Origin of the sequence: Silvania hatchlandensis, assembly GCF_025564065.1 — a bacterium.
Classification (GTDB): domain Bacteria; phylum Pseudomonadota; class Gammaproteobacteria; order Enterobacterales; family Enterobacteriaceae; genus Enterobacter; species Enterobacter hatchlandensis.
Genome location: NZ_JAMGZK010000049.1, coordinates 12,116 through 27,161 on the forward strand (window position 1 = coordinate 12,116; position 15,046 = coordinate 27,161).

16 protein-coding genes, 1 pseudogene and 2 riboswitches are annotated in these 15,046 nt (G+C 48.4%); of the genes and pseudogenes, 9 read left to right on the forward strand and 8 right to left on the reverse strand.

Annotated elements, in window-relative coordinates; all coding sequences use genetic code 11:
• Positions 1-8 precede the first annotated feature (8 nt).
• From thiD to M8014_RS12180, 3 genes are all read right to left on the reverse strand, one after another.
• The gene (gene thiD / locus M8014_RS12170) at positions 9-809 is read right to left on the reverse strand and encodes a bifunctional hydroxymethylpyrimidine kinase/phosphomethylpyrimidine kinase (RefSeq protein ID WP_271282699.1); all 801 of its coding nucleotides are present in this window, start codon (positions 807-809) and stop codon (positions 9-11) included.
• Positions 806-1,576: a hydroxyethylthiazole kinase gene (thiM, locus tag M8014_RS12175; protein ID WP_271282700.1), complete on the reverse strand. Its 771-nt coding sequence runs from the start codon at positions 1,574-1,576 to the stop codon at positions 806-808. The genes thiD and thiM overlap by 4 nt, the downstream gene beginning before the upstream one ends.
• Positions 1,577-1,611: 35 nt before the next feature.
• A riboswitch (TPP riboswitch) is annotated at positions 1,612-1,708 on the reverse strand.
• Between the two features lie 201 nt (positions 1,709-1,909).
• Positions 1,910-2,086, reverse strand: coding sequence for a DUF3606 domain-containing protein (locus M8014_RS12180; protein WP_271282701.1), 177 nt, complete (start codon positions 2,084-2,086; stop codon positions 1,910-1,912).
• Between the two features lie 234 nt (positions 2,087-2,320).
• Here M8014_RS12180 and M8014_RS12185 point away from each other — a divergent pair, with 234 nt between their 5' ends.
• Positions 2,321-2,569: a hypothetical protein gene (locus tag M8014_RS12185; RefSeq protein WP_271282702.1), complete on the forward strand. Its 249-nt coding sequence runs from the start codon at positions 2,321-2,323 to the stop codon at positions 2,567-2,569.
• A gap of 25 nt (positions 2,570-2,594) precedes the next feature.
• Here the strand turns inward: M8014_RS12185 and M8014_RS12190 are convergent, their stop codons facing one another.
• The 3 genes from M8014_RS12190 to M8014_RS12200 form a co-directional block, all read right to left on the reverse strand.
• Positions 2,595-2,807, reverse strand: coding sequence for a hypothetical protein (locus M8014_RS12190; RefSeq protein WP_271282703.1), 213 nt, complete (start codon positions 2,805-2,807; stop codon positions 2,595-2,597).
• Positions 2,808-2,920: 113 nt separating this feature from the next.
• Positions 2,921-3,937 carry a major capsid protein gene (locus M8014_RS12195; protein WP_271282704.1) on the reverse strand — a complete coding sequence of 339 codons (1,017 nt, stop codon included), beginning with the start codon at positions 3,935-3,937 and terminating at the stop codon, positions 2,921-2,923.
• An 18-nt stretch (positions 3,938-3,955) separates the two neighbouring features.
• Positions 3,956-4,300 (reverse strand): hypothetical protein, encoded by a 345-nt coding sequence (locus M8014_RS12200; RefSeq protein ID WP_271282705.1) that lies wholly within the window; start codon positions 4,298-4,300, stop codon positions 3,956-3,958.
• A 574-nt stretch (positions 4,301-4,874) separates the two neighbouring features.
• On the opposite strand from M8014_RS12200, the gene M8014_RS12205 reads away from it, so the two are divergent.
• Positions 4,875-6,052 (forward strand): IS3 family transposase gene (locus M8014_RS12205; RefSeq protein WP_271282706.1). Its coding sequence is split into 2 segments (ribosomal slippage): positions 4,875-5,133 and positions 5,133-6,052, totalling 1,179 coding nucleotides; the frame shifts between segments, so codons are not numbered across the junction.
• Here M8014_RS12205 and M8014_RS12210 read toward each other — a convergent pair.
• On the reverse strand, positions 6,027-6,230 hold the full coding sequence (locus M8014_RS12210; protein WP_271282707.1) for a hypothetical protein: 204 nt from the start codon (positions 6,228-6,230) through the stop codon (positions 6,027-6,029). The two genes, M8014_RS12205 and M8014_RS12210, sit on opposite strands and share 26 nt — an antisense overlap.
• A gap of 163 nt (positions 6,231-6,393) precedes the next feature.
• On the opposite strand from M8014_RS12210, the gene M8014_RS12215 reads away from it, so the two are divergent.
• The 3 genes from M8014_RS12215 (at position 6,394) to M8014_RS12225 (ending at position 8,687) form a co-directional block, all read left to right on the forward strand.
• Positions 6,394-6,621, forward strand: a complete 228-nt coding sequence (locus tag M8014_RS12215; protein WP_271282708.1) for a hypothetical protein — start codon at positions 6,394-6,396, stop codon at positions 6,619-6,621.
• A gap of 301 nt (positions 6,622-6,922) precedes the next feature.
• Positions 6,923-8,284: a PAAR domain-containing protein gene (locus tag M8014_RS12220; RefSeq protein ID WP_271282709.1), complete on the forward strand. Its 1,362-nt coding sequence runs from the start codon at positions 6,923-6,925 to the stop codon at positions 8,282-8,284.
• A complete protein-coding gene (locus M8014_RS12225; RefSeq protein ID WP_271282710.1) occupies positions 8,265-8,687 on the forward strand; it encodes a hypothetical protein in 423 nt (140 codons plus the stop codon). Before M8014_RS12220 ends, M8014_RS12225 begins: the two co-directional genes overlap by 20 nt.
• Positions 8,688-8,731: 44 nt before the next feature.
• Here the strand turns inward: M8014_RS12225 and M8014_RS12230 are convergent, their stop codons facing one another.
• Positions 8,732-9,850 (reverse strand): tyrosine-type recombinase/integrase, encoded by a 1,119-nt coding sequence (locus M8014_RS12230; RefSeq protein WP_418939608.1) that lies wholly within the window; start codon positions 9,848-9,850, stop codon positions 8,732-8,734.
• A gap of 253 nt (positions 9,851-10,103) precedes the next feature.
• A riboswitch (TPP riboswitch) is annotated at positions 10,104-10,199 on the reverse strand.
• A gap of 264 nt (positions 10,200-10,463) precedes the next feature.
• Here M8014_RS12230 and M8014_RS12235 point away from each other — a divergent pair.
• From M8014_RS12235 to M8014_RS12250, 4 genes and pseudogenes are all read left to right on the forward strand, one after another.
• On the forward strand, positions 10,464-11,876 hold the full coding sequence (locus tag M8014_RS12235) for a PAAR domain-containing protein (RefSeq protein WP_271282711.1): 1,413 nt from the start codon (positions 10,464-10,466) through the stop codon (positions 11,874-11,876).
• 1 nt (position 11,877) lies between these two features.
• Positions 11,878-12,270 carry a hypothetical protein gene (locus M8014_RS12240; protein WP_271282712.1) on the forward strand — a complete coding sequence of 131 codons (393 nt, stop codon included), beginning with the start codon at positions 11,878-11,880 and terminating at the stop codon, positions 12,268-12,270.
• A gap of 892 nt (positions 12,271-13,162) precedes the next feature.
• Positions 13,163-13,357 (forward strand): annotated as a pseudogene (locus M8014_RS12245) (hypothetical protein); the annotation flags it as partial.
• Positions 13,358-13,656: 299 nt separating this feature from the next.
• Positions 13,657-15,039 (forward strand): diaminobutyrate--2-oxoglutarate transaminase, encoded by a 1,383-nt coding sequence (locus M8014_RS12250; protein ID WP_271282714.1) that lies wholly within the window; start codon positions 13,657-13,659, stop codon positions 15,037-15,039.
• Positions 15,040-15,046: the final 7 nt, after the last annotated feature.

Sequence of the window (15,046 nt, forward strand, 5' to 3'; positions counted from 1 at the left end):
TATAAGGCTTACCACCACGCGTGGAAATGGTGTACCGGCCCAATACCGTGACCCACTTCCAGACTATCGGCTTTTGCCAGCGCGCTTGAGAGCCAGCGCTTGGCCTCCTGCACCGTATCAGGCCAGTTGTCATGACGTGGACGTAACGCCGCGAGGGCAGCAGAGAGCGTACAGCCCGTACCGTGGGTATTTTTGGTCTGCACGCGCGGGGCCGTAAAGCGGAGTTCGCCTTCACGGGTAAAGAGCCAGTCCGGACTTTCGGCATCCTCCAGATGACCACCTTTCATCAGTACCGCCCCGCAGCCCATGGCGAGTAGCGCAATGCCCTGCTCTCTCATTTCGCGCTCGTTTTGTGCGTGCGGGGCATTAAGCAGCGCAGCCGCTTCGGGCAGATTGGGTGTGATCAGCGCCACCTGTGGCAGTAGCTTTATACGCAGCGTATCGACGGCGGAAGCCGACAATAGTGGATCGCCGCTCTTTGCCAGCATCACGGTATCGAGCACCACGTTCTGCACCTGATAGCGTTTAAGCTGCTCTGCCACGGCCTCAACAATATCCGTCTCTGCCAGCATGCCGATTTTGGTGGTATCGATGCGCACATCGCTGAACACCGACTCCAGCTGCGCGGCCACAAAATCCGGTTCGATGCGATACACCGACTGGACCCCACGGGTATTTTGCGCCACCAGCGCGGTGATGACCGAGCAGCCGTAGGCGCCCAGCGCGGAGAAGGTTTTCAGGTCGGCCTGGATCCCTGCGCCGCCGCTGGGATCGGTACCGGCAATGGTCAGAGCGTTAATGCGCTTCATGCCTGATCCCCCAGATTCCACAAAGCATCCAGAAACGCCGTCGCAAAACTGCCCGGCCCCTGACTTTGTGCGGCAGCGAGGGTGCCCGCCCGCTTCATCCAGCCACAGGCTGCGGCGATGTTATCCAGCCGATCGCCCGGCAGTGAACAGCTGGCCGCCGCCACCGCCGACAGCGCGCAGCCGGTGCCCACCACGCGGGTCATCATCGGATTGCCGCCGGTCACGGCCTGGATGCGCTGCCCGTCGGTGATGTAATCCACCTCGCCGGTCACCGCCACAATTGCATTGGTCTGACGCGCCAGCGCCTGCGCCGCAGGCAACGCGCTGGCTGCCGTATCGGTGGTATCCACCCCGCGCCCGCCCGCGCTCATCCCTGCCAGGGCCATAATTTCTGAGGCATTGCCGCGGATGGCGGCAGGTTTCAGGGCGAGAATTTGCTGGCAAAAGCGGGTGCGGTACGCCAGCGCCCCAACGGCGACCGGATCGAGCAGCCAGGGTTTGCCTGCGGCGACGGCGCTTTCGATTGCCCGGCGCATCGACTGAGCACGCGACGCAGTCAAGGTGCCGACGTTAATCAGCAGCGCATCGGCCACAGAGGCAAACTGTTCGGCCTCTTCGGCTTCAATCACCATCGCCGGTGACGCTCCGAGAGCCAGCAACACGTTAGCGGTAAAGGTCTGCACCACATCATTGGTCATGCAGTGCGTCAGCGGGGAACGGGTTCGAAAATGGTGTAAGGCGTGTAAATTGAGCAGGTCAGGCTGCATGGTATCGCTCCTGCCTTGCGCGAAGAAGCGATAGCCCGGAGGGCATCTGACTTCCCTACGCTGGCATTATCCAGATCAGGTGGTACGGGTATTTCTCAGCCTTCACGTAGAAGGGCACCCCGAGTCATGTACTACAAAATCAAAAGCTTGCGATTAACGTCCCGTTAATCCCTGTTCTGGATCATGCCAGCGGGAAGCCAAAGACTCAACCCTAAAAAATGCTCTGTGTGCCAGCTTGTGTCCCAGGTTGTGGCTCACAGCACCAAAAACCGAACACAAAAAAGGCCGGGTTTCCCCAGCCTCAACAGCACAATTGAAGGTGCCTTAACAAACCTATTTACCTAGATGTGCTCTTACCTTAGCGGTGCCATTACCAACAGCTCTAACAGCAGCCCTAAGCTGAGATTCAGTAACACCCAACGCTCGGGTCCAATATGCCACTTCCCAAGATTCACTCAAGCTGATGAAACGTTTATCTTCTGGCTGCCGACGCTGTAAGTTATCTGCCATTTGGTTTGTCCTGAGTATTACAAGCTTATGCCTGCACACTTCTTATATGACTCCTCTGCCGCTTCGTAAATGGTCAATTATCAAACAATTGACACTGGTCATAAAACCAGTAAAAACTTTTTCCCGAGCTTGCTAACTTTGCCGCTTCGCTTCTATCATAATCACTACATATTGTGTTTATTGATATTAGAAATACAACATATCCAAACATCCACCCCGTGAATAGGTGTTGAAATGGCGAACAATGTTAAGCAATCCTCAAAAGATGTATCACATCTGGCAGCAGAGACTCTAAACAACCCAAACGCTTCTGCGATTCAGAAAAGTTTAGCGGGTTCGGTGCTATCACAAGCAGGAACAAAAAATCAGACTGGCGCGGACATGGAAGCCAAAGCATCAGCAGCATTGAAAAACCCACGTTCAAGTGAGGTTACTAAAACCTTAGCTGGTTCGGTTGTTTCCCAATCGAATAAAAAGCGCTAAAAAAAAGCCGGGATTAACCCGGCTCTTATGTTTTCAGTTTTCGTTGTCGCTGTTCGCTGAGGTAGTACCTAATAGCACTGTCGAATCCGTGGTTTTGAATGCGGTCAAGTAGGCTGGAACGACTACACCCCAGCCGACGCGCTAGCGCTGACATGTTGATGATCGCATCATCGCCCTTGCCATCTAAAATCCACTGCATCAACGGCATGTTGCCAGTACCGATCAAAGCTAATTTCATATATATCTCCTTTCCTTTGCCTCCAGCACCGAAGATGTCTCGCAATAGCGAGAGTGCTTCGCACCGTTAGCCTCGCCAGCAGCGGGGGCAATGCGCCCCCAAAATCTGCTGTCTTACGCTGCGTCGTCCATAGTGATCTTCAGAACGAAGTCCGGACGCATTGGGATCTGAATCTGTGATAACTCACTGACCACCTCATAATTCATGAACTTATCACGCAGAACGTAATGGTAAGACGGATAAACCGGACCATTAGCAACCTCTGCATGACGGCTCGCCGGAGTCTGATAAGTCATGTATGGGGACAAGTCGCCTTCGACGATGTTGGAGAATGTCGCCAGCATGTAGCCTTCACCATCTGCAATGCCGTATAGCGGATCGTCAACCTGCACCACAGTTACACGACCGATGTTATATCGGTCATATGCACCCAAAGTGTCAGGGAAAATGATGTCACGGGACGTAGCACCAAACAGAGCCGCCTGATATGCGGTTGGGTTGCCTTGAATGGCGGTGAACAGACTTGGACTCGCTAGCAGATAAACCTGCTTGATGCTGGAAGACCAGCCACCCAGATTTTTCTTCAGTAGTGTGACAGCGTTCTGCATCTCAGTAATGACGTTGGCACTGGTGCCAGTTTTCACCACGGTATGCGGTTGCTGAATTCCCCAGAACTCGTTCCAGTGGATGGTTGGGCCCTCGCGTAGGTGTGTCGCCTCTACAGTATTGTGAAGCAGACTCTGCGCCATTGCATATTCAACGTCGCGGCGGGTTTGCAGGTAATGCTTCAGAGTATGACTAGCGACTACATCTTCAGCGGTCATTTGACGGTTTTCACCGGGTTGACGCTTCCCCTGCCAATCCTGGCTGGTGATGGTTGAACTGTAGACATGCAGTGGGGCCTGGACGGTCACGTTAGCCGCTTTAGGGAAGTTTAGACCGGACATTTCAGAACCATAACGGGCAACTGATTTTGTCACTTCACGCTCCACATCTTCCAATGTGTCGAGCGCGATGATTTGCGTATCACTTGGACGGCTGGTAAAGATCCCCAGGCTGGACAGAAGGAATCCCTCGCCGCTTGGCTTCACGAACTGACCGGAAAGGTTAGTAAAATCACTTAATTTCATATTGTTATCTCTCCTTGATTAGATTTTGGTGTTTGCGTCAGCAATGCGGTTGCCTTGCTTAACAAGGGCAGCGTATGCAGCATCTTTTGCAGCAGTAGCGACGACCAGACCAGATGGATTGAAAACACAGCCACGGTCAGAAATGACCAGGCTACGATCATCGCCTGCGATTTGGTTTTGCAGTGCTACAGCGCAGTTATCACCGTCAGCAGCGGCATAAGCCTTGCCTGTGGTTGGGTTGATCACATCGCCACAGGTCACAGCAGCAGCCAGATCAAGGATCACGGTGCGCTTGTGAAAGATTGGTGAATCGGTATAAACCAATACATCCTGTGGGGTTTTGCTTTCATGTTCGAATGCCATATGTCATATCTCCTACAGTTAAATAGCCTGATATACAGGTAGTTATCGTTATTCGGCAGATTTGCCGGGATTTGGTACAGGTGTAAAAGAGGCCGCACAAAGGCGACCTTCTTTCACTCGTTTCACGAGTTAGCAACTGGGATTGCTAATCGCTTCGCGATGTTCTTCACTTCGTTTTCCATGCAGAAAAAGACCAAGGCGAGAATATTTCGCCTGGTATAGGTCAGTAGTTTTCTGATGGAGAGATTAGGAATGAGGGAGCAACACCGCCAATTGCGGACATCCACGACCGTTAGAAAGCGGTGTTAGCTCGGTGCCAGTTTGCATCATGGCAAGATGACCGACGAGGAGAGCGCCGGATTAATGGCCTAATCCAGGATGACCCGGAGTAGTACGTCTTTTCTGAATACAACCAGCGGTTGGCGAAAACCTTCCCGTGAGAGTAGGTCGCTTAGCGGTGAACCAGAGGTTCATCACTTCGTGACCGGAGAGAGTGCGGTGTGAAGTGGTTTACTGAATTTGGCCACCTGAATAGAGGTGATATCATCACCTCATAGTCAAAACAGGTGACATTATGACCGGACGTAACAGACGCAATTTTAGCCCCGAGTTCCGACTTGAGGCTGCCCAGCTTGTACTCGATCAGCACTACACCGTTGCCGCCGCTGCAACGGCAATGAATGTTGGTAAATCCACGATGGATAAATGGGTTCGCCAGCTTAAAGAAGAACGCGCAGGTAAATCCCCAAAGGCCTCTCCGATGACGCCTGAGCAACTTCGCATTCGTGAATTAGAAAAACGACTGCAACGTGTTGAAATGGAAAACGATATATTAAAAAAGGCTACCGCGCTCTTGATGTCAGACTCCCTGAACAATTCTCGTTAGTTGAGAAACTCAGGACGCGGTTTCCTGTTGCCTTTATTTGCAATGTGTTCGGGATCCATCGCAGTAGCTATCGGTACTGGCTAAGCCGACCGCAGAAACCTGATGCAAAACATATCGTTATACTTAGCCTGGTTCGTGAAGTTCATCATGCCAGTAATGGCTCTGCGGGGGCCCGGAGCATTGCCGATATGGTCAGCGCAAAAGGTGTTCCGTTGAGTCGCTGGCGGGCCAGTAAGATAATGAAAGAGCTGAATATTGTTAGTTGCCAGCAACCGGAGCATCGCTACAAAAAAGCCACAAAAGAGCATGTGGATATCCCTAATCATCTGGATCGCCAGTTTGCAGTAACGGAACCTAATCAGACCTGGTGCGGCGACGTGACCTACATCTGGACGGGCAAACGGTGGGCTTATCTGGCGGTTGTTCTGGATTTATTTTCCCGCAAGCCAATAGGCTGGGCGATGTCGTTTTCTCCGGACACAGCTCTGACAGGAAAAGCATTAACGATGGCCTGGGAAGCCTGGGGAAAACCGGCTGACGTTATGTATCATTCTGACCAGGGAAGTCACTATACCAGCAGGGAGTTCAGACGGTTACTGTGGCGTTATCGTATAAAGCAAAGCATGAGTCGACGTGGGAACTGCTGGGACAACAGCCCAATGGAACGATTTTTTCGCAGCCTGAAATCAGAATGGGTACCGAACTGTGGATACGCTAATTTTAGCGAAGCAAATAGATCAATAACGAATTACATCATTGGTTATTACAGCCAGCTCAGACCCCACCAATATAACGGTGGCTTAACACCCAATGAATCAGAGCGATTGTTCTGGAAAAACTCTAAAGCCGTGGCCAGTTTTTGTTGACCACTTCAGTCACGGCTTCTATCTTGGCGTTAGCAAGTTCAACCATCAGATTAGCTAACTCAAGTTTGAGCGTTGCCTTGTCCAGTTCATCGCTATTATTTGCCAGCTTCTGAGTGATGCTAACCGCTTTATCAAGAATCCCTACCGCTGCCGCCGTGCTTGCCAGTACACCTGCCATAACATCCCCTGTCTGAGATTTGTTGAAGATTAATGCTCACCACTTTACCGGATAACTTTCTGTTACGAAACGAAGTTTCGCTTAAGTCTAATACTTGTTGTGCATGTGGTGATTGTTTGTAAAATGACCATCGTGATTATTTCCATAACAAGCAGAGGGACTTATGCAGCAATACACCAACGAGATCACGCCTGAAATTCTGGCATCTTTTGATAAACCAGCGTTCAGTGATGACCAAGTAGCCGGAATGAGCCAAGAATGGCAGGAACTCATTGCCAAACAGCAAACCGAACTCAAACAGCATCCAGTGATCGAGATCTACCGCATCGCGGTTGAAGGAAGTCTGACTCGTGATGGCGGAATACTCAAAACCGCAACTGCCACTTCGTAAGTAGAGATCAGCACAGGTCAAAAACTCCGGGTAGCTCAAACTCAGGATACTGTCGTTTATCCCGATGGTACGGAAGCGACAATAATCAGTGGTGCAGGAGAGGCAGCACATAATAACGCAGGTCTTAGCGTAGCTCTTGTCGGCAGTCGTCTCAGCAATGGAGATGAAATAATAAGTACCCCTCAAGGAACGGGAATACTGGTTCTACGCCGTGGCATTCCAGCAGCAAAGGGATTTCTTGTTGATAACTTTGAAGTAGACAAAATGTTGGCAGCAGAAACTGCTCACTGAGGGATCACTGATGGTAACGCAAAGAACACTTGCAAAGCTGGGTAATAAAACGAGGTATGGGCACATCGTTTCTGCCTCATCAACTATTTTTGATGAAGATCATAATCCATTGGTGAGAGCTGGTGATAAAGCATGGTGTGATGTTTGCAAAGGTGCTTTTGAAATTAATGCAACCTATACCGGACTCCTCGAAGCAGGTTTCATCGCGGGTGATGGAGATCTGGTTTTATGTCAATGCAAAGATAACTTTGTGATCGCCATGTCCGGCTTCACTGGGGAACGTCATCCGGGAATGATGAGCGCTAAATCAGCAGTTGCTGCCGTACCTCTGGTGCAACAAGCTCAGCAGGAACCGGAACAACACGCCCAAACCGCGAAAAAGAAAACAGGCATTGACGCAGGTTTCGCCGTTCTCCCCTACGGCGGAACAACAGAAGCCTGGCAACGTCTGCTATTCACCGAAAACCCACCAGCCGGAGCAAAGGAGCTATTTGCTACGCTGAACGGTGCAGACAAAAGCTATAAAGCTGGTTCTATCATGCTTCTGGTTGATCCTGATAAGCAGGACAGCGAACAGATCGCCCACATGAAAGCCGCGAAAGCGCGAGTCGATGCAGCATTGGCCCCATTGACGCATGAGGAAGCTAACTTACTGCACAAACACTACGCTACCATAGCTAATTTCACCAGCTACGCTGATACAGGAATTGGCCTTGCTGCTGATCCTGTTGGAAAATACTTCGAGAGTATCGAAAAAATACTCAAAGAGATCCAGGAAACATATAAAAACACCTACTTAACACGTGGTGCATTAATTGGTGAACAATTTTATGTACGACGCAGCCAGTTGTTTAAAGAGCTTGAATCCATACTCAAAGTCAACTTCCTGAATAAGGCTATGAAATTCGGAGAGTATACCAAAATAAAAAATGCACTCGGCCTGTCCAGTAGTTCTATTACCCACAAATGGAATGAAACGGGGATCAGTGACATTGAAGGTTATGCTACCCACATCGAACGGGCAGCTAAATACGTAAAAGCAATGCGTTACACTGGTTATTTAGGCATTGGTTTTAGCGGACTCCATTCTCTTAACGAAATCCATGAGGCATGTTCTGTTGGTCGCGAAGCTGAATGTACCAAGAAAAAGTATACTGAGATAGGTAGTTTTGCTTTGGGTACAGGTGGCGGTGTTCTCGCTGGTGGCGGGGCTATACCATTATGCGTCACAATAGGCGTTGGTACTGCTGGTGTTGGCGGGCTTGTTTGTACCGTTATTGCAGGTGTTGGTTTAGGGTACGCTGGTAGCACAGTGGGAAGTGCTGTTGGGGAATTAGGCGGAGAACAGTTGTATGACATTGTCGGCAATTAATTTTCTGACGATACATCGAGTTGAAATCGCTGGGATCTTTTTGATTCTCGGAATAATTAATTATGTTTCTTACGTGATTCATGACAAATTAGCCAAGAGAAAGTTCATGACTCTTTGCTCGCTATTTGTCGATAAATTTGGAGCAAGACCAGCAGAAGTTTTAATTTATCAGGATGGGGGATTCTTTTTCTCGTTTATGCGTGATGCATTCTTTATTAAAGCATTATACTTTAAAGAGAACTCATTCCATACACGAGGAATGGATAATGAGCAAATCCGATTCATTAAAGAACTTCCTAATCAGTACACCGATTGGTTACGTGTAAAAGTGCGGTTTTCTGTCGTCGGTATTATTTTTCTATTCATGATGTTATCAGCTTTCTATTTACCAACATTCATTTAACGGAAGTAAAATAAATAGCCAAGCGAAAAACTTGGCTATTTTATTCACTCCCAATCAATACCATCAATTACATAAGAAACTGAGGATAAGGGAAACGTATGCAAATAGCGTTTAGTGATCCCTCCGCTTTTCTCGTGACCTACGGTTTGCTGTAGGTGCAGAATGTTTTTCACCCAACCAGCCATAGCAGATGAACAGACGCTGTGGCGGATCGAATGCAGTAACCGCCGTTGTCCGTAATCATCCAGATACGGGATACCAAGCTGATCTCGTAGGTCAGCAAACACCTTGCCGATCTTAGTCATGTTTGTACCCGCCACTTCTGAGAAGATCCGCTCTTTCCACTGGCGATCAACGTATTCCATGAATCCCCATTCGATCAGCTTGGGATGAATAACTACCTGTCTTGTAGCATTCTCCGTCTTCCCTTGGCCTCCTTCGGCAATCAGGAAATAGTAGCGCTTGCTATCTTCGTCGAATTTAATTTGTGACTTCTCCAGTTTGCCTATCTCGCCTCTTCTCGCCCCCGTGTATGCCAATAATAACGTGATCCATTTTTGCCAGTTATCAGGCTGCTTAAGCGCCCATCCAACAAACTTTTTCATCTCCGCCGTGCTGTATGCGCCAAATCTTGCTTTTGATGGCGCAGCCACTACGCCATCAGTTGGCGATTTAGGCAGAATGTCTTTGCCCTCGGTAAGAAAAGTTTTGAACAGTGATTTGTAGATCTTGAGATGCTTATGGATGGCCTCAACACCCACCAGCTCATCCGGTGGCACGTCATCACATTCTATCATTTGCTGAATGGACATTGAGCGGTAAGGCTGAACAACACGCTTAGGCAGATTTTCAACGACTTCCATTACCTGCTTAATGTCCTGTTTGGTGATTACCGTTACATCAGTTTCCCCTCCCAAGACAGTTAGCAGCACTTCCATGTAGCGCTCATTTGCCATTGAGATCGATTTCGTCCAGTTGCGCCCTTTTTCGGCTTTGTACATAGCCCACGCATCAGAAAGGGTTAGCACTTTTTCCGGTTCGGCTGGCGCTTGAGAATCCATTATTCCAGTAGGAACAATTATCTGCTGTTGTTGGGCTAAAAGTGGATTTCTTGCAGCCTTGCGTTCTAACGTAATCAGATTTGATAAAAACGCTTCGAACACAGGGATCGGCGTAGCTAATGATTAAAGAAAAGGAATGTGCGGAATGATGCTAATCATCAAAGCAGATGCTTCGCGATAACTGTCTGTAGAAAGTGATTTTTTGTATGACCGCCCATCAGATAAGCGGATCTGAATGTAGTAGTTACCGTACCTCTTGAAGGTGTACGGAAGTGATTTTAACCTCATGGATAAGCCCTTTTTGTACCTCAAGTGCATTACGCACGGACAAAAAGAAATGTAATCCAATGATAAGTAGGCCGAATTTCGGCCCCCTACGCTGGCATTATCCAGATCAGGTGGTACGGGTATTTCTCAGCCTTCACAAGGAAGGGCACCCCGAGTCATGTAAGTTAAATCTTTTTACGCCCGCCAGATTAGGGGAAGCGGCTTGCTGGTGCAAGCCCTGCCCTTCTGGTTATCACATTTTCTCGGTGTACCGAATTCTGGAAGCAGGTCAACGCCATCTATACGCCGACAGGTGCAAGCAGTTCATCCGAACTCCCTTACTGATTGTTACGAAACGAAGTTTCTCCGGGTCTGATACTTGTTGCGCATGGGGTTATTGTTTGTAAAATGACCACGGTAATTATTTCCACATTAAGTAGATGGATTTATGGCGACACGGATTGTGCTTTGCCAGGGGGACAGAACAACATGCGGAGGAAGAATAGTCGTAGGCTCAGCGCTGGGTATTGCTTTCGGTAAACCGATAGCAAAAGAAGGCGACCCTGTAACCTGTGGCAAAGACGGCAACACGTACAAGATTATTGGCGGGATCTCAATTTTTACGGATGGTGCAGATAACAGATGTGTAGCAGGGTCACTTGATAGCTACATTTCATGCCCCTGTAAGGCAAAAATACGCCCCTCAAATGCTTACCCCATGTATGAAAAAGAAGAACCACAGGCATTCGGAAACGCAGGCTCAGCGACTGTGGCTCCACTATCCGCCTCACTCGCTCCAGAAGTTTACTCAGAGCCTGAACCTGAACCTGAACAGCACGCACAGACAGCGAATAAGAAAAAAACGGGCATAGATGCAGGTTTCGCTGTTCTCCCCTATGGCGGTACGACAGAAGCCTGGCAACGTCTGCTGTTCACTGAAAACCCACCGGCAGGAGCCAAAGCGCTATTTGCTACGCTGAACGGTGCAGACCAAAGCTATAAAGCCGGTTCTATTATGCTTATCGTTGATCCTGAAAAGCAGGACGACGAGCAGATCGCCCACATGAAAAAAGCAAAAGCCAGGGTTGATGCAGCCCTTGAGCCGCTGACACATAAAGAAGCTAACTTCCTGCACAAGCATTACGCCACCATTGCCCATTTTTCTAACATTGCGGATAAAGGCATTGGGCTTGCAGCCGATCCGGTTGGGAAATACTTTGAGAATATTGAACGAATTCTCAAAGAGATCCAGGCGACATATAAAAATACGTACATGACGCGAGGCGCATTGATCGGTGAACAATTCTATGTGAGGCGCACTCAACTTTTTAACGAACTTGACCGAGTGCTCAAAGTTGGCTTCCTGAATAAAGCGATGAAGTTTGGAGATTATAATAAAATCAAAAATGCGCTCGGTTTGTCTACCCGTTCAATAATATACAAATGGAATGAGACTGGGATCAGTGATATTGAAGGATACGCAACGCACATTGAGCGTGCAGCTAAATATGTTAAAGCAATGCGCTATACTGGCTATGTTGGAATAGCGTTTAGTGCGGTTCACTCAATCAATGAGATAAATGAGGCTTGTTCAACTGGTCGCGAAACTGAATGTACGAAGAAAAAGTATACAGAGATCGGTAGCTTCGCTGGTAGCCTTGCTGGTGGTTATGCAGGTGGGGCAATAGGCATGGGGATCTGTACTTTAATCTTAGGTGGTGTAACAGTAGAAGTCGGTGGTGCAGGTGCATTGGCTTGCGGTGTAATACTTGGTACGGGCGGCGGCTATTTGTTAGGTGAGGGTGGGTCGGAGTTAGGTCAAATTTTTGGTGAATCGATATATGAAGCGGTAGGTAAATAATATGCACACCCTTTTTATGATCTTAACACCAGTAGGAATACTGGCTATTTTCATTGCATTTATATATTCTGCAATGAAAGAAAAGCAACATAAAATGTTATGTAACGAGTTCCTTGAAAGATTTGGTTACTACCATACTGATATTGCAGCATATGAAAAGGGGGGAGCTTTATTTACATTTCAGAAAGATATTCATTTTTTACTTGCCTTAACGTTCAAAGATGACAGTTTTTTCGTTAGGAATATAAACAAAGATTTATATATATTTACTCGTGAGCAACCTAAAAATAAAACATCATGGATAAAGATAAAATTTTTGCTTCTTATTTTTGGAGTCGTTACATTAATAACAGATTACATTATTTTTTCTCTTTTCATTAAAGATATTCATTGAACAACGGCCAGTATGTAATGAATGTTATTCCTGCTATGTGCACATTTATATGTATCCTTTTTGGATTCATTTCGATTGGTTACTCAGTGTTGAAAAATAAGCAGCATAATAAGCTATGCGATGCCTTAAGAACCATTTTGGCTATTTACCAGCAGGTATAACCCTTGCTCAAGCAGGAGGGGTATTTTTATCAATGCAAAAGGATTTTTATTTTATATTTCCTTTCGTTGTAAAAAAGGGAAGTTTCGCAGTCAGGAATATGAACCCAGACCATTATGATTTCATTAGAAATCAACCCAAAGAAATGATTTCATGGTTGAAGATTAAGTTCACATTATATCTAATATCTCTCATATTTTTTGTTGCAACCATTATAATCTACTACTTCATTGAATAAGCATAACAAATAGAAGCCAAATATACTTTTATTTGGCTTCTTCTCATTCTAACCGTTTACTCCCAATCCAGACCATCAATCACATAAGAAACTGAGGATAAGGGAAACATATGTAAATAACGCTTAGTGATACCTCCGTTTTTCTCATGCAGTGGGATTTGGATATTATTCAGCGCGTGGAGCGAGAGACGAGCAATCTGCCTGAGCTCTAACCCCAAAGCGCTGAACGCTTCGCCATTATCTGCTTAATACTATCCCCGCGTGGCGTAAGAATAACGAGGCGGGCAGTTAAAATACCTTTTGTAGAGGGAGTATCGTTCTCGCCACTCCCTCTACAGATAACTCTCATCTTTTTAGCTATTCGTGCTAAGTGTGATCTGCATCAAGCTGTTTAGCCTGCCCTTTCGCGATAGTACCCTCGCGTTAGCAATCCGTTACTTCTATAGAAACAAGACCGTCATGCCGACGCGTTCTCAGCTCACTTAAGGTTAATCTATGAACAAGATTGTATTAGCAGGTATTGTGGCAGCGCTTCTCTCAGGCTGTGTCTCTCAGGAGCAACGCTTAGCAGACTGCGAAGCAAAAGGCGTAAGCCGCGATGCGTGCTATATCGCCGATCAGAACCGTCAGGCCACGATCAATGCGGCAGCTGAAAAGCAGGCGTTAGAGAATGCGCAAGCGGCAACAAAGACTAAAAAGTAAGTTTACGGCGTCCAAAAACCCTTGCCCGCCATCGCGCTGGTGAGGGTATTTTTTTGCCCGGAATTGCCCCACTTTTTTAGCCTGAGCGCCCGCGGGTAAACCGTAGTCGCCATGCGGGTTAACGGCCTGCGCGCGTCAATTGCGAACGCGTAACAAAACGATAAACAATTAACCATTGAGCCCCACGCAAAAAGGCTCTATATTGGCCGCGAATTTTTGATGCCCTTCTCATTTTTCTTTTAATTGTTCAATCGTGGCCATCGATGAGCCGCGGTTGTAGGAGTGATATGATGACGGATAAAGTCCGTATTGATTCTTTGAATGCCTCTTCTTTCAAAACCAACGAAACCTATCTGGCCCGTCAGGCCGAAATGGAATCCAACGTCAGAAGTTACCCACGCAAACTGCCTTTAGCGATTACTAAGGCGGACGGCGTGTGGATCACTGATGCGGATAACAAAGAGTATCTTGATTGCCTTGCCGGAGCGGGAACGCTGGCATTGGGTCATAACCATCCTGATGTGCTGAAAAGCATCCAAAGTGTCATTACCAGCGGCTTGCCGTTACATACCCTGGATCTGACTACGCCGTTGAAAGACGCGTTTTCAGAATACCTGCTCTCCGTTCTGCCTGGTCAGGGCAAAGAGTACTGCCTGCAGTTTACCGGCCCTTCCGGCGCGGATGCGGTTGAAGCCGCACTGAAGCTGGCGAAAAAAGTCACCGGCCGCAGCGGCATTATCAGCTTCTCCGGCGCGTATCACGGAATGACGCACGGCGCACTGTCCGTGACCGGCAACCTGTCTCCGAAAGAAGCGGTCGACGGCATGATGCCGGAAGTGCAGTTTATGCCTTACCCGCACCAGTACCGCTGCCCGCTGGGTATCGGCGGTGAAGCGGGCGTTAAAGCCCTGAGCTACTACTTCGAAAACCTGATCAACGACGTTGAAAGCGGCGTGCGTAAACCGGCTGCCGTTATTCTGGAAGCGGTTCAGGGCGAAGGCGGCGTGAACCCGGCTCCGGTTGAGTGGCTGCAGCGTATTCGTAAAGTGACTGAAGAAAACGGCATTCTGTTGATTCTCGACGAAGTGCAGGCGGGCTTTGCCCGTACTGGTAAGTTCTTCGCCTTCGAACACGCAGGTATCCAGCCTGACATCGTTGTGATGTCTAAAGCTGTGGGTGGTGGTCTGCCGCTGGCCGTGCTCGGTATCAAAAAGCAGTTCGATGCCTGGTCTCCGGGTCACCATACCGGCACCTTCCGTGGCAACCAGCTGGCGATGGCCACTGGCCTGACTACCCTGCAGATCCTCAAAGAGCAGAATGTTGCTGATAAAGTTGCCGCCCAGGGCGAGTGGCTGAAAGCAAAACTGGTGGAGCTGCAGAAACGCTATCCGGTTATTGGTCACGTGCGCGGTCTGGGCCTGATGATCGGTATTGAGATCGTGAAACCGCACGAAGCGGCAGACCACATGGGCTGCTTCCCGGGCGATGGTGATCTCTCTGCACTGATCCAGAAGAAATGCTTCGAAGCTGGTCTGATTCTGGAACGTGGTGGTCGTAACGGCAACGTTGTTCGTCTGCTGCCTTCCCTGCTGATAAGCGACAAGGAACTGAACGTGTTCCTGGACAAATTTGAGCAGGCACTGCTTGCTGCGGGCGTTCGCCCAGCCTAACCGAACC